The sequence below is a fragment of the Rhodococcus sp. IEGM 27 genome, from assembly GCF_033142305.1.
Taxonomy (GTDB): Bacteria; Actinomycetota; Actinomycetes; order Mycobacteriales; family Mycobacteriaceae; genus Rhodococcus_F; species Rhodococcus_F oxybenzonivorans.
Map to the genome: position 1 here is coordinate 61,085 of NZ_JAWLSG010000002.1, position 16,886 is coordinate 77,970.

15 protein-coding genes are annotated in these 16,886 nt (G+C 67.3%); 12 read left to right on the top strand and 3 right to left on the bottom strand.

Annotated elements, in window-relative coordinates; genetic code table 11:
* Positions 1-56: 56 nt before the first annotated feature.
* The 4 genes from R4P95_RS06625 to R4P95_RS06640 all read left to right on the top strand — a co-directional run bounded on the left by R4P95_RS06625 (position 57) and on the right by R4P95_RS06640 (position 3,646).
* Positions 57-233, top strand: a complete 177-nt coding sequence (locus R4P95_RS06625) for a hypothetical protein (RefSeq protein ID WP_213577329.1) — start codon at positions 57-59, stop codon at positions 231-233.
* Positions 234-323: 90 nt separating this feature from the next.
* Complete coding sequence (locus R4P95_RS06630; RefSeq protein WP_317746610.1) at positions 324-1,337, top strand: DUF3152 domain-containing protein; 1,014 nt, start codon at positions 324-326, stop codon at positions 1,335-1,337.
* 185 nt (positions 1,338-1,522) lie between these two features.
* Positions 1,523-2,725, top strand: a complete 1,203-nt coding sequence (gene moeZ / locus R4P95_RS06635; RefSeq protein WP_317746444.1) for an adenylyltransferase/sulfurtransferase MoeZ — start codon at positions 1,523-1,525, stop codon at positions 2,723-2,725.
* Positions 2,726-2,791: 66 nt separating this feature from the next.
* Positions 2,792-3,646: a TIGR02569 family protein gene (locus tag R4P95_RS06640; protein WP_317746445.1), complete on the top strand. Its 855-nt coding sequence runs from the start codon at positions 2,792-2,794 to the stop codon at positions 3,644-3,646.
* A gap of 23 nt (positions 3,647-3,669) precedes the next feature.
* Here R4P95_RS06640 and R4P95_RS06645 read toward each other — a convergent pair whose 3' ends face one another.
* Positions 3,670-4,332, bottom strand: coding sequence for a FadR/GntR family transcriptional regulator (locus tag R4P95_RS06645; protein WP_213577336.1), 663 nt, complete (start codon positions 4,330-4,332; stop codon positions 3,670-3,672).
* 11 nt (positions 4,333-4,343) lie between these two features.
* Here R4P95_RS06645 and R4P95_RS06650 point away from each other — a divergent pair, with 11 nt between their 5' ends.
* The 6 genes from R4P95_RS06650 to R4P95_RS06675 all read left to right on the top strand — a co-directional run bounded on the left by R4P95_RS06650 (position 4,344) and on the right by R4P95_RS06675 (position 12,080).
* On the top strand, positions 4,344-5,627 hold the full coding sequence (locus R4P95_RS06650) for a CynX/NimT family MFS transporter (protein ID WP_213577338.1): 1,284 nt from the start codon (positions 4,344-4,346) through the stop codon (positions 5,625-5,627).
* 89 nt (positions 5,628-5,716) lie between these two features.
* Positions 5,717-7,123, top strand: coding sequence for a nitrate/nitrite transporter (locus R4P95_RS06655; RefSeq protein WP_236603298.1), 1,407 nt, complete (start codon positions 5,717-5,719; stop codon positions 7,121-7,123).
* Between the two features lie 54 nt (positions 7,124-7,177).
* The gene (gene nirB / locus R4P95_RS06660; RefSeq protein WP_213577340.1) at positions 7,178-9,688 is read left to right on the top strand and encodes a nitrite reductase large subunit NirB; all 2,511 of its coding nucleotides are present in this window, start codon (positions 7,178-7,180) and stop codon (positions 9,686-9,688) included.
* Between the two features lie 81 nt (positions 9,689-9,769).
* The gene (gene nirD, locus R4P95_RS06665) at positions 9,770-10,225 is read left to right on the top strand and encodes a nitrite reductase small subunit NirD (RefSeq protein WP_213577342.1); all 456 of its coding nucleotides are present in this window, start codon (positions 9,770-9,772) and stop codon (positions 10,223-10,225) included.
* On the top strand, positions 10,222-11,379 hold the full coding sequence (locus R4P95_RS06670) for a uroporphyrinogen-III synthase (RefSeq protein ID WP_213577344.1): 1,158 nt from the start codon (positions 10,222-10,224) through the stop codon (positions 11,377-11,379). Before nirD ends, R4P95_RS06670 begins: the two co-directional genes overlap by 4 nt.
* The gene (locus tag R4P95_RS06675) at positions 11,376-12,080 is read left to right on the top strand and encodes a sirohydrochlorin chelatase (protein ID WP_213577346.1); all 705 of its coding nucleotides are present in this window, start codon (positions 11,376-11,378) and stop codon (positions 12,078-12,080) included. The genes R4P95_RS06670 and R4P95_RS06675 overlap by 4 nt, the downstream gene beginning before the upstream one ends.
* Before the next feature lie 4 nt (positions 12,081-12,084).
* Here R4P95_RS06675 and R4P95_RS06680 read toward each other — a convergent pair whose 3' ends face one another.
* A complete protein-coding gene (locus R4P95_RS06680; protein WP_213577348.1) occupies positions 12,085-13,833 on the bottom strand; it encodes an NTP transferase domain-containing protein in 1,749 nt (582 codons plus the stop codon).
* Between the two features lie 22 nt (positions 13,834-13,855).
* Positions 13,856-13,981 (bottom strand): hypothetical protein, encoded by a 126-nt coding sequence (locus R4P95_RS06685; RefSeq protein ID WP_283254080.1) that lies wholly within the window; start codon positions 13,979-13,981, stop codon positions 13,856-13,858.
* A gap of 61 nt (positions 13,982-14,042) precedes the next feature.
* On the opposite strand from R4P95_RS06685, the gene R4P95_RS06690 reads away from it, so the two are divergent.
* Both R4P95_RS06690 and R4P95_RS06695 read left to right on the top strand, forming a co-directional pair.
* On the top strand, positions 14,043-15,488 hold the full coding sequence (locus R4P95_RS06690; RefSeq protein WP_317746446.1) for a PLP-dependent aminotransferase family protein: 1,446 nt from the start codon (positions 14,043-14,045) through the stop codon (positions 15,486-15,488).
* Between the two features lie 145 nt (positions 15,489-15,633).
* Complete coding sequence (locus R4P95_RS06695) at positions 15,634-16,884, top strand: lipase family protein (protein ID WP_317746447.1); 1,251 nt, start codon at positions 15,634-15,636, stop codon at positions 16,882-16,884.
* The last annotated feature ends 2 nt before the right edge of the window (positions 16,885-16,886 follow it).

Consider the following 16,886-nt stretch of genomic DNA (forward strand, 5'->3'; position numbering starts at 1 on the left):
TCCGCGTCACATTCTGTGTAACTGTGTGAACGATACCCGCGCGTAGGAATCCGTTCATGGTGGACTCACAGGTCGATGTCCGACTGCAATATTGCCTGACCGGTAACTGCCCGGATCCCCGCTTGCGGCCATACCAGCTGGCACGGGTTGCCCCAGTGTTGCGGGTGGTCCGGGGCGGACACGCCGAAGAGGACATCGGTGGACGGCTGGGACGAGCTGATGCCGGACTGTGAGATTCTGGCGTCGTGACTGACCGAGGAGGACCGCGCGTGCGCGGCAGGGCTCCCGAGAGCTCCGATCACGGGGAGTGGCCATCGCGCAGCCTGAATCAGCGTGTCGCCGCACCCGGTGCCTCTCGGTCCACTTCCCGGGCGCAATCCCATCAACCTCTCCGTGCGCAGTGGGATCCGATCACCGGGGACGTCACCAAACCCCGGACCCCCCGGCCGGAACGGCAGGTTCGGAAACAGAGCAGGGTGGGCCGATTCGTCTCCACCTATGGGTGGCGCGCCTATGCGATACCGATCCTGTTCGTGGTCACGATCTTCGTCGTGGTCGACGCGGTGCGCGGCACTGGCGCCGGAGATCCGGCAGCGAGCACCGACACTCCCGGATTCGGGACGCTGTCCCGGGACACGGACGGCTCGAGCGTCATCGGAGTGCCTCCCGAGGCGGATGGAAACTTCGCGGCCGATCTGCCATCCGGAGCGTTGCCGGAAGGCGGCCCGTTCACCACTGCGGGGGCCCGCACGTGGCGGGTGGTGCCCGGCTCGGGTCCCAAGGTCGGACAGGGTACCGAGCGGGAGTTCACCTACTCCGTCGAAATCGAGGACGGCGTGGACACCTCGGGATTCGGGGGCGACGAATCCTTCGGGCGCATGGTCGACCAGACCCTGTCCAACCCGAAGAGCTGGACCAAGGACCCACGGTTCGCGTTCCGGCGCGTAGACCAGGGCGACCCTGACTTCCGCGTGTCCCTGACCTCCCAGATGACCATCAGGGAGGCCTGCGGATACGACATCCAGCTCGAGGTGTCCTGCTACAACCCCGGGATCGACCGCGTCCTCCTCAACGAACCCCGCTGGGTGCGCGGAGCCATCGCCTTCCAGGGTGACATCGGTTCGTATCGGCAGTACCAGATCAACCACGAGGTCGGTCATGCGATCGGCTACCAGGATCACCAACCCTGCGAAACGGAGGGCGGTCTCGCCCCGGTGATGATGCAGCAGTCGTTCGGCACCTCCAACAACGACATCGCCGAACTCGACCCCGAAGGGATAGTGCCCAAGAATGGCCTGACGTGCCATTTCAATCCTTGGCCGTTCCCGCGTGGCTGAGTTGAGCCCATGTGTCCCGCCGGCGTGGCGGGGGGAAGAATGGGGGTTGCCGGGGTGTTGACAGTGACATCGTCGAGGAGTCGACAGTGACATTGTCGAGGAGTCGACGTTGAGGACATTGTCGAGGTGTCGCCAAGGGGACGTCTCGACGCCGGAAGCCGTCGTGCAATCGTCAGGAGTGGATCGTGTCGCTTGACCGTTCTGGAAGAACCCCGCAGCCACTGCCACCGCTGGTGGAGCCGGACGCCGAACTCTCGCGTGACGAGGTGGCTCGCTACAGCAGGCACCTGATCATCCCCGAGGTCGGCATGGCGGGGCAGAAGCGGCTGAAGAATGCCAAGGTCCTCGTCATCGGCGCGGGCGGCCTGGGCTCGCCGGCGTTGCTCTATCTCGCCGCTGCAGGTGTCGGAACCCTCGGCATCGTGGAGTTCGACGAGGTCGACATGTCCAATCTGCAACGTCAGGTCATCCACGGCCGCTCGGACGTGGGCAGGCCGAAGGCGGAAAGCGCCCGCGACTCCATCAAGGAGATCAACGAACACGTCGACGTCCGGCTGCACGAGTTCCGGCTCGAACCCGACAACGCGGTGGAGCTGTTCGGTCAGTACGACCTGATCCTCGACGGCACCGACAACTTCGCCACCCGCTATCTGGTCAACGATGCCGCTGTCCTGGCACACAAGCCGTACGTGTGGGGTTCCATCTACCGTTTCGAGGGGCAGGCGTCGGTGTTCTGGGAGGACGCACCGGATGGGCGCGGACTCAATTACCGCGACTTGTACCCGGAGGCGCCGCCGCCCGGAATGGTCCCGTCGTGCGCCGAAGGGGGAGTGCTGGGGGTGCTGTGCGCCTCGATCGGGTCGATCATGGCCACCGAGGCGGTGAAGCTGATCACCGGTATCGGTGAATCGCTGCTCGGCCGGCTCATGGTCTACGACGCGCTCGACATGACGTATCGCACCATCACCCTTCGCCGTGACCCGGCACGCACACCGATCACCGAACTGATCGACTACGACGCCTTCTGTGGCGTCGTCTCCGACGAGGGTCAGGCTGCAGCGGCCGGGTCGACCATCACCGCGACGGAGCTGCGGGATCTTCTCGATGCGGGGAAGGACATCCAGATCGTCGATGTGCGCGAACCCGTCGAATGGGACATCGTCCATCTGCCCGGCGCGGTGCTGATCCCGAAGGACCGCATCCTGTCCGGGGAGGCTCTCGCCGAGCTGCCGCAGAACAAGCCAATCGTGCTGCACTGCAAGACCGGCGTGCGGTCGGCCGAAGCGCTGGCCGCCCTCAAGAAGGCCGGCTTCTCCGACGCGACACATCTACAGGGTGGAGTCATCGCGTGGGCCAGGCAGGTAGACACCAGCCTGCCCGTGTACTGACTTCGGCGGCACCTGGTCAGCGCGCCTTCCGGGGTCGCCGGGTCACCCGGCGGTAGCGTTGACATCGTGAGCACAGGACAACCCCCTCAGCACGTGTGCTCCACGTTCGGCCTCCGGGAAGTCGAGCCCATTCCACTCGGTGCGGACTGGGACGGCGGGTGGCTCTGTGGAGACGTAGTCCTCTCAGCCGTCGCCGACCACGCCCGTGCCGCCTGGTCGGCCAAGGTGCGGGAAACCCTCGAAGTGGACGGGGTGCGGCTCGCTCGTCCGGTGCGTTCGACCGACGGCCGGTATGTGGTGTCGGGGTGGCGTGCGGACACGTTCATCGAGGGCACGCCCGAACCCCGGCACGACGAGGTGGTGTCGATGTCGGGTCGGCTGCACGCCGCGACGTCCCAATTGGAGCGTCCCCGATTCCTGGTGCAGCCTCCCGTCGCCCCGTGGGCGGAGGTCGACGTCTTCGTGGCGGCCGATCGGGCCGCGTGGGAGAAGATTCCCCTGCGCGGCGCGAAGGGTGCCGAGCAACTCGAAACGCCGTCGCCGGACGGGCGCAAGAGCCTGGAACTGATCACCGGCCTGGCGACTCTGCGTAAACCTGTGGTCAGTCCTGATCAGCTCGTGCACGGGGACCTGTTCGGCACCGTGCTGTTCGCGGGTGCCCTGGCACCCGGCATCACCGACATCACCCCGTACTGGCGGCCCGCGGCGTGGGCGGCCGCGGTGGCCGTCGTGGACGCCATCTCCTGGGGTGGGGCGGACGAGGCCCTGATCGGACGCTGGGAAGACCTTCCCGAGTGGCCGCAGATGCTGTTGCGTGCCGTTCTGTTCCGTCTTGCCGTCCATGTGCTGCACCCCCGATCCACGGCCGAAGCCTTCCCCGGACTCGCCCGTACCGCCGACGTGGTGCGACTGCTGCTCTGAGTGGACGTGCCGAGGGGGCCCGGCTAGTCGAGAAGTTCGGCGAAGAGGTCCCGCGCGGCGAGCGATGCGCGATGCTCGTCTCCGTCGATGACGGCCCGCACGAGGCGTTCGTGCTCCTCGTGCAATCCCTCACCGGTGGCGTGCACATGCTGATCCACGGTGTGCTCGATCGCGGGGAGCAGCGAGTCGTAGAACTCCAGATACACCGCGTTGTGACTGGCTTCCACAATCGCGCGGTGAAGGGCGACATCGGCTGTGATCGCCGCATCCGCCGATTCCTCCCACAGGCGTCGGCGTTCGCGCTGCAAGCCCTCGAGGCGGGCGACGTCTTCGGGCGTGCGCCGCCGGGCGGCGAGCACGGCGGCGGTCACGTCGAGGGCCTGGCGGAGTTCCAGGACGTCGCGCTCGTGGGCCCCGGCGAAGTACTTTCCGAGGGTTCCGCCGACATCGGAGGTGGCGACGACGTAGGTCCCCGATCCCTGCCTCCGTTCGAGCAGCCCGGTATGGACCAGCGCTTGGACGGCTTCCCGGACGGTGTTGCGTCCCGTTCCGGTCAGTTCCGACAGCGCCGTCTCGGTCGGAATCTTTTCGCCGACCGCCCAGCGTCCGCTGCAGATCTCTTCCCGCAACTGCTCGGTGACCTGCGAGATGAGGCTCGCACGCCGAATCGGTTTTCCAAAGGTCATCCGGTCATCCTATGATTTCTCAGGTGAAACTTCTGCGCGGCCGCCTACTCGTCTTCTGCGCGATCGCCATGTCTGCGCTCGTCCTCAGGTTGGCGGTCACGTCGTTCAGCCCACTCGCGTCTCAGATTCGTGAGGACATCGGCTTCTCACCCACCGTCGTCGGAGTGTTCGGGATGGTGCCGACGGCGATGTTCGCGCTGTTCGGCCTGACCACTCCGCTCGTCGCCAAGCGATGGGGGCTGGAACGGACGGCGCTGGTGGCCATGTTGATGGCCGGGGTGGGAATGTTCACTCGGGCGCTGGTGAACGACACGTGGTCGTTGCTGGCGCTGTCGGCGCTCGCGCTCGCGGGGATGGGTATCGGCAACGTGGTCATTCCCCCGCTCGTCAAGCGCTACTTCTCCGACTCGCTGGCCGCGATGAGTTCGGTGTATATCGTCGGTGTGCAGATCGGGACCATCGTCCCGGCTTTCGTTGCGGTCCCTCTCGCGGAGGCGTTCGGCTGGCGTACTTCGATCGGTGTGTGGGCCGTGGTCGGTTTCGCGGCAGCACTTCCGTGGACCGTGGTGCTGGCGCGGGCGCGTCGCCGGGCAGCCTCCACGCCGGCGGGAGCGGCTGTCGGTGTTCCCCCGGGAACGCCACACGGCAAGGCGTGGCGATCACCCGTCGGCTGGGGGATGGCGGGAATGTTCGGGATGACGTCGATGATCACGTATTCGATGTTCACCTGGATTCCGGACGTCCTCGCCGATGCGGGCGCGAGCGAGGCGTTCGGTGGCGCAATGGTGGGTCTCTTCTCCTTCATGGGGCTCGTGTCCGCGTTCGGTGCTCCTACTCTGTGCGCACGAATGCGTAATCCCTTCCCGGTGGTGATCGGCTGCGCGCTCTGTTACCTCGTGGCCTTCTCCGGCCTGCTGTTCGCGCCGATGGCGGCCCCGGTCCTGTGGGTGGTGCTGCTCGGGCTCGGGCCCAGTACCTTCCCGATGTCGCTGACGCTCATCAATCTGCGCACCCGCACACACCTCGGCTCGGCGACGTTGTCGGGTTTCACGCAGGGTGTGGGGTACGCCGTCGCGTGTCTCGGTCCGCTACTGTTCGGCGTGTTCCACGATTCCACCGACGGCTGGGCGCTGTCGTTCGGATTCTTGACCGTCGCGGTAGTGATCCTCGTCATAGCGGGAGCTCAGGCCTGTAAGCCGCGGATGCTCGAGGACAGCTGGAACGGCGTTTCGGACGCTCGTCGACACGCTGCGGAAACGTCCACGAAACCTCACATCGACTCCGTCGGGAAGTGAGGATCAGTTGACGTTGCGGTCACCGACCGCAGCACCGCCGCAACACCCGTTTTCTACCTTTGGGTCTCCCACACAACGAGGAGGCCCGGGTGAAGCATTACATCGAGCACTGGGACGCAGAAGACGTCGACGCCTGGGAGGCGGGCAACAAGAACATCGCCAAGCGGAACCTGATCTGGTCGGTCGTCGCCGAACACGTCGGCTTCTCCGTCTGGTCGATCTGGTCGGTCATGGTTCTGTTCATGCCCACCGATATCTACGGCATCGACGCGGCGGGCAAGTTCTTCCTCGTCGCCGTTCCCACTTTGGTCGGCTCGGTGCTCCGGATTCCCTACACCGTGGCAACGGCCCGCTTCGGCGGCCGTAACTGGACCATCTTCAGTGCCCTGGTGTTGCTGATCCCGACGCTGTTCACCCTGTACCTGATGATGAACCCCGGGGCCTCGTACACGACCTTCATGCTCGTGGCCGCACTCGCCGGAGTCGGCGGCGGAAACTTCGCTTCGTCGATGACCAACATCAACGCTTTCTACCCGCAGCGGCTCAAGGGCTGGGCCCTCGGCCTCAACGCGGGCGGCGGCAACATCGGTGTCCCGATGATCCAGCTGGTCGGTCTTCTCGTGATCGCCACCGTGGGCAACACGGAACCGTGGATCGTCTGTGCGGTCTACCTGGTGTTCATTGCGGTGGCAGCGGTCGGCGCCGCCCTGTTCATGGACAACCTCGGCAACCAGAAGTCCGATCTCCGCTCGATGGCCAAGGCGCTGAAGTTCTCCGATTCGTGGGTCATCAGCTTCCTCTACATCGGCACCTTCGGATCCTTCATCGGGTTCAGCTTCGCGTTCGGCCAGGTTCTGCAGATCAACTTCCTCGCCGGTGGTGAGACTCCCGCACAGGCTGCACTGCATGCGGCGCAGATCGCCTTCATCGGTCCGCTGCTCGGGTCCATCGCGCGACCGATGGGCGGCAAGCTCGCCGACCGGATCGGTGGCGGGAAGATCACGCTGTACACCTTCGTTGCCATGGCGCTCGCCGCCTCCGTGCTCGTGACCGCCGGCACCATCGACGACGGCACGCCCGGCGCCGCCACGGCAGGCGTGATGGTGGCCTTCGTCTTCGGCTTCATCGCCCTGATCCTGCTGGCGGGTATCGGCAACGGTTCCGTCTACAAGATGATTCCGTCGATCTTCGAGGCCAAGGCGCAGGGCCTCGACGGGCTGAGCCGGGAGGCCAAGGCGGCCTGGTCGCGTGCAATGTCGGGAGCCCTCATCGGTTTCGCGGGCGCTATCGGAGGCCTCGGCGGTGTCGGCATCAACCTGGTGCTGCGCGCCTCCTACGGCGGGTCTGCCAAGTCGGCGACCATGGCGTTCTGGGTGTTCCTCGCCTTCTATATCGCCTGCATCGCCGTCACCTGGGTCGTCTTCCTGCGCCGCCCGTCCATCGCTCGCGGCATCTCCGTCACCGACGGCGACGAGAAGGTCTCCGTCTCGGCGTGACCAACGAGCAGTTACCGCAAGAACTCGAGTATTTCAGCTAGAAGGAGCGACGGCATGAGCCGCAAGTCAGCAGTAGTTATCGGGCACGGAATGGTCGGGCACCGCTTCGTCGAGGCGCTCCGCGCACGCGACGAGTCGGACGACTGGTCGGTGACGGTGCTCTGCGAGGAGCCCCTCCCCGCGTACGACCGCGTGGGCCTCTCCTCCTATGTGGGTGCGTGGGACCCCAAGGAGCTTGCGCTCGCAGGCAACGACTACCAGGGCGATGCCCTGGTGGACCTCCGGATCGGCCGCAGGGCCGCGTCCATCGATCGTGAGTCGCGCAAGGTCACGACCGATTCGGGGGAGGTCGTCGCCTACGACGCTCTGGTCATGGCGACGGGGTCGTACCCGTTCGTTCCGCCGATCCCGGGCCACGATCGCCCGGAGTGTTTCGTCTACCGCACGCTCGACGACCTCGACGGTATCCGCGCCCGGGCGGAGGCGGCCGGTCCCGGCGCTGTCGGCGTCGTGGTCGGCGGCGGTCTGCTCGGTCTCGAGGCAGCGAATGCACTCAAGCTGCTGGGCATGACCCCGCACGTGGTCGAGTTCGCACCCCGGCTGATGCCGCTACAGGTCGACGAGGGCGGTGGAGCGCTGCTGGCCAAGCTCGTCACCGACCTCGGCGTCACCGTCCACGCGGGTGTCGGTACCGCGGGGATCACCGAAGGCCCCGACGGCATCACTGTCGAACTGTCGGACGGTTCGACCATCGAGGCAGGGCTTCTGGTCTTCTCCGCCGGCGTGCGGCCCCAGGATCAGCTGGCCCGCGACGCGGGGCTCGACGTCGGCGAGCGTGGCGGAATTGTCACCGACCTCGGGTGCCGTACGTCCGACGAGAACATTTATGCGGTCGGGGAGTGCGCCGCGGTGGAGGGCCGCTGCTACGGGCTCGTCGCTCCCGGTTACACCACCGCGGAGATCGTCGCGGACCGCCTCCTCGGAGGAGACGCCGAGTTCCCGGGCGCCGATCTGTCGACCAAATTGAAGTTGATGGGTGTGGACGTCGCCAGCTTCGGTGACGCCCTTGCGCAGACCCCAGGCGCGCTCGAGGTCGTCCTCAACGACGCCGCGAAGGGCACGTACGCCAAGCTCGTCGTGTCGGACGACGCCAAAACCCTGCTGGGTGGCATTCTCGTCGGCGATGCGTCCGCGTATGCGTCGCTGCGTCCGCTGGTGGGCCGCGAACTGCCGGGTGATCCGGCGTCCCTCATCTCCCCGGCTGGCGAGAAGCCAGGTGCCGGGTCGCTTCCCGACGACGCCGAGGTGTGCTCCTGCAACGGTGTCACGAAGGGCGCGATCTGTGGGGCCATCGCGGAGGGCGCCTGCGACATCGCGCAGGTGAAGAGCTGCACCAACGCCGGAACCACCTGTGGTGGCTGCCTTCCCACCATCAAGCAGTTGCTGGCTTCGTCGGGCGTGGTGATGTCGAAGGCGCTGTGCGAGCACTTCGAGCAGTCGCGTGCCGAACTCTTCGAGATCGTGCAGGCCACCGACACCCGCACCTTCTCCGCGCTGATTTCCAAGTACGGCAAAGGTTCCGGATGTGACATCTGCAAGCCAGTGGTCGCCTCGATCCTCGCTTCCACCGATTCCGATCACATCCTGCACCGCAACCAGGCCGGCCTGCAGGACACCAACGACCACTTCCTGGCGAACATCCAGAAGAACGGCACCTACTCGGTGGTGCCGCGGATGCCCGGTGGCGAGTGCACGCCGGAGCAGCTCATCGTCATCGGCGAGGTGGCCCGCGACTTCGGTCTGTACACCAAGGTCACCGGTGGTCAGCGCATCGACCTCTTCGGTGCCCGCGTCGAGCAGTTGCCTGCCATCTGGAAACGCCTCGTCGACGCCGGCATGGAGTCGGGTCAGGCGTACGGCAAGTCGCTGCGCACCGTGAAGAGCTGTGTCGGGTCCACCTGGTGCCGCTACGGAGTCCAGGACTCCGTGGGCATGGCGGTCGACCTGGAGAACCGCTACCGCGGATTGCGGTCGCCGCACAAGATCAAGTTCGGTGTCTCGGGTTGTGCCCGCGAATGCGCCGAGGCGCGCGGCAAGGACGTCGGCGTCATCGCCACCGAGAACGGCTGGAACCTGTACGTCGGCGGTAACGGCGGTCAGTCGCCGAAGCACGCGCAGCTGCTCGCAGGTGGACTCGACGACGAGACGCTGGTCCGCTACATCGACCGCTACCTCATGTTCTACATCCGCACTGCGGACCGCCTCCAGCGCACGGCGCCGTGGGTGGATTCCCTGGAGGGCGGGCTCGAGCACCTCAAGGCAGTGGTGTGCGAGGACAGCCTGGGCATCGCGGCCGAGCTCGAAGCAGCGATGGACAAGCACGTCGAGGGATATCGGGACGAATGGGCGGGTGTGCTCGAGGATCCGGAGAAGCTGTCCCGATTCGTGTCGTTCGTCAACGCGCCGGAGGAGGCCGATCCGACCGTCGCCTTCGACGAGACCGGTGTCCGGAAGGTTCCCGTGCTGATGGGAATGCCGAAATTCGCAGCTTCTACCTCGGAGTAATCCCTTCTTAACGCCCACGAAACACCAGACCCGAAGTATGTACCCCACACGGAAATGCACCAGCCCCAAAGGAGGACTGTGATGACCGTCGTCGACGTGAGCGTGCACAGTGCCAGTGGAAACAGGCGCGAGAGCGTCCAATCAGGCCGGCTCGAATGGACGTCCGCATGCCCACTCAGCCGATTGATCCCCGGACTCGGCGTGGCCGTCCTGCTGCGCGGCGGTGAGCAGGTGGCGCTGTTTCTTCTCGAGGACGGATCCCTGCGCGCAGTCGGGAACATCGATCCGTACGGGCGCGCAGCAGTGATGTCCCGCGGCCTCGTCGGTGACCGCGCAGGAGAGCCCACCGTGGCGTCGCCCCTGCTCAAGCAGGTGTTCTCGCTGATCGACGGTCGTTGCCTCGACGACGAATCAGTTCGCCTGCCCGTGTACGACGTGCGCGTCTGGGCCGGTGTCGTCCAGATTCACAGTTCACATGGGAATGTCGCGGAAGCACCGGCTGACGACGTGTCCGTGGCGGGGGCTCCGAGTTCGTGAACGAGGGGACACCCCTGTGTGGGTTCACGGTCGGGATCACTGCGTCACGACGTGCCGAGGAGTTCGCGACACTTCTGACGAGGCGTGGCGCCACCGTGGTTCACGCTCCGGCGATCCGGATCATTCCGCTGGCCGATGACACCGAGCTCGAGCGCGTCACGCGTCAGATCATCGACAGTCCGCCCGACATCGTGGTCGCCACCACGGGAATCGGATTCCGCGGCTGGATGGAGGCCGCGGAAGGCTGGGGCGAAGCGGAAGAGCTCGGCCGGGCACTGGCAGCGAGCCGACTGCTGGCCCGGGGTCCCAAGGCCAAGGGTGCTATCCGCGCCGCCGACCTGAGGGAGGAATGGTCCCCGGCGTCGGAATCGTCGGCGGAAGTACTCGACCACCTCCTCGGTGAGGGTGTCGAAGGCAAACGGATCGCCGTGCAGCTACATGGCGCCACCACCGAATGGGAACCGATCGCCGACTTCTGCGAGGTGCTTCGGTGCGCCGGCGCCGACGTGATCGCCGTGCCGGTCTATCGGTGGACACCGCTCGAAGATCAGGCCCCGATGGACCGGATGATCGATCTCATCGCCAGCGGCGGACTCGACGCGGTGAGCTTCACCAGTGCACCGGCAGTGGCGTCGCTCCTGACGCGAGCCAAGGAAACCGGACTGATCGAGATGGTGCTGCACTCGCTCCGCCATCGCGTGCTCGCCGTGTGTGTGGGACCCGTGACGGCCGGGCCGTTGCGTGAGTTGGAGGTCCCGACGACGATGCCGGAACGTTCGCGACTCGGCGCCCTGGCCCGGCACATCGCCGACGAGCTGCCCCGGCGCGCCAACAAGATCCAGACTGCGGGCCATGAACTCAGCATCCGGGGAGGTTGTGTGGTGGTCGACGGTGAGGTCCGGCAGTTGCCGCCCGCAGCGATGTCGTTGATGCGGACACTGGGCGCACGTCCGGGGCGCGTCGTTCCCCGCGAGGAGTTGCTCGCCGCGTTGCCCGGGGGCGGCGGTGACACCCATGCGGTGGAGACGGCTGTGGCTCGGCTCCGCGCGTCCCTGGGAGCACCGAAAGCGGTGCAGACGGTGGTCAAGCGCGGTTACCGCCTGGCGCTCGACCCGGTCGACTGCGTCGATTCTCGTGAGGAGGGCGTTCGATGAACGAGCCAGCGCTGGTACTGGTGGCACACGGCACGCGGAGTTCGCGCGGCGTGGAGATGATCGCCACGCTCGCGGATGCCGTCGCCGAGCAGGTCGGTCCGACGCGCGTCGCCTTCGTGGACGTTCTCGGACCGTCGCCGTCCGAGGTACTGCGGGACATCACCGGCCCCGCGGTCGTGGTTCCGGCGTTTCTGGCGTCCGGGTATCACGTCCACACCGACGTTCCTCGGGAAGTCGCGGACAGCGGGCACCCGTCGGTCGCCGTCACGCGGGCACTCGGTCCTGACCCCGTACTCGCCGCAGTACTCCTGCGGCGTCTCGTCGATGCCGGGTGGCAGCCGGGGGATGCCGTCGTCCTCGCTGCGGCGGGATCGTCCGACCCCCGCGCACTCAGTGACGTGCGCCGCGCCGCAGCGATGTTGGCGGAACTCGCGGCGACGCGGGTCCGCATAGGATTCGTGGCTACCGCCGAGCCTCGCGTACCGGCTGTCGTCGGGTCGCTGCGCGCGCAGGGTGAAAAGCGAGTGTTCATCGCCTCGTACCTCCTCGCGCACGGACTCTTCCACGCCCGACTCGGTGACGCAGGGGCGGATGGTGTCGCGGAGCCGTTGGGAGTCGATCCGGCCGTCGTCGGGTTGGTGGCCGAGCGCTACCGCAGTGGCATACCTGCCGAACAGCACACCCTGTCGTTCCAGCGCTGACCCGTCAGCGCGGTAGCGGCACCAGCTCTGCCAGATCCCCGTCGGCTGCGCCCGCCGGGACCAGCGCCAACGCTTCGCGGTCGATGATGCCCGCGAGATGCGCGGTCCGGATTCCGGGGTCGACCCGCCACGTGCCGTCGGGCTGCGGGACGGCGGGCAGGATCCGGGTGGCATCGCCACTGACCTCGGATGCATTCGCGATACGAGCCAGCTGACGTGGCGCCTGGGTGCGACCCGTGAGTGCGGCCACGATGGACGGAACCGTGATCAGGAGCGTCGCGACCGCGGCGTACGGGTTTCCGGGCAGCCCGAGCACCACCCGTCCGTCGGGCAAAAGGGCGGTCACCTGCGAACCGCCGGGGCGGCACTGCACCCTTCCCACCACGATCCGGGCCTCCGCGCGGTCGAGCGCCGCACGCAACTGATCCGCCGCGCCGCCACCGGTCGCCCCCACGATCACGATCAGATCGGGCTGGCGGACTTCCCGGAACAATTCGTCGAAGCTGTCGGACTTGTCCCGCAGGTGCGTGTCCGCGACCGTCCGGATGCCACACCACGAGAGGAACTGGGGGAGAACGGGTCCCAGAGCGTCCCGCGTCTGCCCTCGTCGAAGCGGACCTTCCCGCCGGATCTCGTCTCCGGTCACCGCCACGTGCGCGCGGACGGGGCCGCGTACCCCCGCAGTGGTCACCTCCGCGCTCGCGGCTGCGGAGACGAGTGCCGGCGTGACGGCCGTGCCCTCCACCGCGAGCCGGTAGCCCTCGTGCCAGTCCTCGCCGCGCCGCCGCGCGTCGTCGCGCACGGGGGCGTCCTGGCTGCGGGACAGTTGCGGTCCGTCGGAAGTGTTTGTCACTACGGCGAATTCGTCGCGCACGACGGCGGTGGCGCCGCTGGGGAGGTGCGCGCCCGTCGCAATCCGGGCCGCCTCGCCATCCGCCAGTTCGAGTTCCTCGGAGCTGCCCGCGAACCGGATGTCGTCGCGCAGCACCCACGGACCGTCGCCCGCAACGGCGTATCCGTCCATGGCGGAGACGGCGATGCGCGGCAGAGCTTCGGCGGCGAGCAGCGGCTCGGCGAGTGTGGCGCCGAGTGACGTGCCGAGCGTCGCGGACCGCGGCGGGAGTGGGGGGACCACCTCGAGGATCGCGCGCCTGGCCTCGGCGATCGTGACCGGCGACGTAGCGGCCCTGCTGCGGGCCCGATCGATGTCCTCCGGTGTGTCGCAGTCGGTGACGCCGCGGAAGAGTACCGTGCCGAACGTTTCGGGAACGAGGGCCTTCATCGGCTGATTGATCGCCGACCCGAGCGAGCGGACACGGTCGGTCAACGCGCCGACGCGCCACGCGGACAACAGGAACTGCAAGCGGCCCGACTCGTCGACCGCGAACACGGTGTCGGCGTCCTGCACGGCGGCGGCGAGAGCCTCCACCATTGTGGGTTCCGCGAACGGCAGGTCCGACGCGAGCAGAATCACCCGGTCTCCCGGTTCGGCGTCGAGCACCGCCAGTCCGGCGGCCACCCCCGCCACCGGCCCGGCGCCCGGCGGCGTCTCCTGCGTCTGGAGCACCGTCGAGTCGAGGTCGGAGCGCCGAGGTCCCACGACGACGATGCGCGCACAGTTGTCGACGGCGTCGAGAGCGGTGTCGAGCATCCGGCGTCCGCCGACCACCACGGCAGGCTTGTCGACGCCGCCCATCCGAGTGGCTCGTCCACCGGCGAGGACGATCGCGTGAACGGGTGCGGCAGGGTTCATTCCCTCATGCTGCCGCACACCCTCAATCGCTGTGCAGGTGGCTACGCGGAGGTCCGGCGAGCCCGGAGCGTCCGCCGTGCGTCGTGCTGACGCAGAGCCATGCCACCGACGCCAGGCTGAGAACGAAGAGGATTCCAATTACCAGCATGTATCGATTGTCGGTGCAAAGTGGACCGCGATTCCCAGTCCTCTGTGGGAAAGTGGCCTGTATGAGTGGTGAACCAGTCCGAACCGTCTCGGCAGCAGAGTTGGCGGTGCTGCTCGGCGCGGCGCCTACCGGCGGGCAACCGCTGTACCGCGGACTCGCCGACGCCCTCCGCGAGAGGGTCGCCGACGGATCGATGGCCGTGGGTATCCGGCTGCCCGCCGAACGGGCCCTCGCGGAGGAACTCCGGCTCAGCCGGGTGACCGTCAGTGCCGCGTATCGCGAACTGCGCGAGGCCGGTTGGGCGTCGGCGCGACACGGATCAGGGACGTACGTGGCGATGCCCTCCGGTCCGCCGGCGTGGGGAAGCATGGTGGGTGCGCCCGTCGACGGTGTCATCGACCTCGTCAACGCCGCGCCGGCCGCGGCCCCTGAGCTCAGGGAGGCCTATCTGGACGCCGTCGAAGAGCTGCCCCGTTTCATGCCTCAGCACGGTTACCACCCCGGTGGTCTGACGACGCTGCGTGCGGCGATAGCGGGCCATTACACCCGCAGGGGTCGCCCGACCACCCCGGACCAGATCCTCGTCACCGGCGGCGCGGGTGATGCGACCGAAGTGGTGTTCGAGGCGTTGGTCGAGACGGGCGACCGGGTCCTGGTCGAACATCCGACCTATCCCGGCGCGGTCGAGTCCGTGCAGGCGGCGGGGGGCCGCCCTGTCCCTGTGCCGATCGATGCGAGGAACCCCGACGCCTTCGTCGCCGAGGCGGATCGCGCTGCCCGCCAGAGCGCTCCCACCGTGGCGTACCTGATGCCGGACTTCTCCAATCCGTCGGGAGCCAGGGCGACTCCCGACGGCAGGCGGCGGCTGGCCGCGACCATGGCCCACCACGGCGTGGTGACCGTCGTGGACGAGGTGGCGGCGGAACTCGTGCTGGACGGTTCGGGCGACCTCGAGCCGTTCGGTGTCCCTGTCCCGGAATCGGCGACCGTGGCGATCGGCAGCCTCAGCAAGACCGTGTGGGGAGGCATTCGCATCGGCTGGGTGCGCGCCGAGGCCGCCCGCACCACGCAGATGGCGAAAATCATGGCGCGGAGACAGTTGTCGGTCTCCGTTCTCGACCAACTCGCCGCAGTGCGGCTGTTCGCGCAGCACGAAGGACTGGTACTACGCCGTCGTCGTGAGTTGCGGGGGCAGCGTGACGCCCTCGCAGCGGCCGTCACCGAACGGTTGCCGGGCTGGAGCTTCCATCTGCCGTCCGGTGGGCTGTCGTTGTGGTGCCGCCTCCCGGCGGGAACCGGGTCGAGCGAACTCGTAGCAGCCGCACGCGCCAGGAATCTTCTGCTCGCACCCGGACCCCGGTTCGGTACGGGTCATCTGTTCGACGACCACCAGCGACTCCCGTTCACCAGACCGGTCACCGAGTTGACCGCCGCCGTGGACGTGCTGGCCACCCTGGTGATGTCGGGCGAACCACCGCTGTCCACGGCGACAACGGTCGTAATCTGACCGTCCGGTCTTGGCCGGTAAAAGATACCTGTGAACCAGAGTATCGGTCAGAGACCTGTTCGGTACCCGGAAAACCGGCGGGTCCTCCGCAACTGTCTGGCATAGTGATGGCCGCCGACCTGCTCGCCGGATTGTGGGGTTTCTCATGTGCTCGTTGATTCGTCGATCTCTGGGCGCCGCCGTCGCGGGCCTCGTTGCCGGCCTCGCCGTCACCCTCGCAAGTGCTGGCACCGTTGCAGCGCAGCCGCTGTTGCCGCCGCCCCCGAGGGCGGACATAGCATTTCCCATCCCGGACCCGGATCCGTTCTACCAGCCGACGCCGGACATCGCGGCGCGAGCGCCAGGCGATGTCCTGAAAGTGCGCCGGCTACCGCCGTCGTACTACTTCCCCGGCAGCGCGATGTGGGAGGTGCTCTTCCGGTCCACCGACTCGCAAGGGAACCCCATCGCGGCCAACACCACCTATGTACTCCCGGCGAATCACGCCCCCGACGGGCCCCTGGTGTCGTACCAGCACATCATCAATTCGCTCGGGCACAAGTGCAAGATCGTCACCGAGCTGTACACCAGCGACCCGCTCCACCAGATTCGTGAGGCTGCCGGCCTCAACATCGCGTTGGCCCGGGGCTGGGCGGTTTCGCTGCCCGATCACCTGGGACCGCGGATGGCCTACGGCGCGGCGAAGCTGGGTGGCCAGATCACCCTCGACGGGATCCGGGCCGTGAAGCGGGTGCCGGAACTCCAGGTCACGAACAGCCCGGTCGGGCTGGGCGGATATTCCGGTGGGGGAATGGCCACCGCCTGGGCGGCTGCGCTGGCCCCCACGTACGCGCCGGAACTCGACATCGTCGGTGCGGCCATCGGTGGTGCACCGATGAATCTGGGGAAGATGGCACAAGGTCTGGGTACCAACCCCCACCCCGCCTTCGGCCTTGCGATGGCCGCGGCGCTCGGGCTGGAACGTGAGTATCCCGACCGCATCGACGTCAGCGGCCAACTCAACGCTCAGGGCCGCTGGCTCAAGCAGATGATCGGCAACGGGTGCACCAACGAGATCATGCTGTTCGGCGTGGGCCGCAGCGCCACGGAAATGACCGACAACAAGAACTTCATGGACAACCCCGAAGCCTGGAAGGTGATGGACGAAAACAGCGTCGAGCTGTATCCCGGCGTGCCGAAAGCGCCGATCTTCGAATGGCACAGCCCCACCGACGCCCTGATACCGGTGGACTCCATCGACAACACGCTGCGTCGCTACTGCGAGGCCGGAACACCCGTGCAGACGCTGCTTACTCCGACACCCGACCATCTGTCCGCGGCCGCTCTCGGACTATTCCAGGGGCTGGACTGGATGGATGCTCGCTTCCGCGGGGATCCCCCTCCCAGCACCTGCTGAGC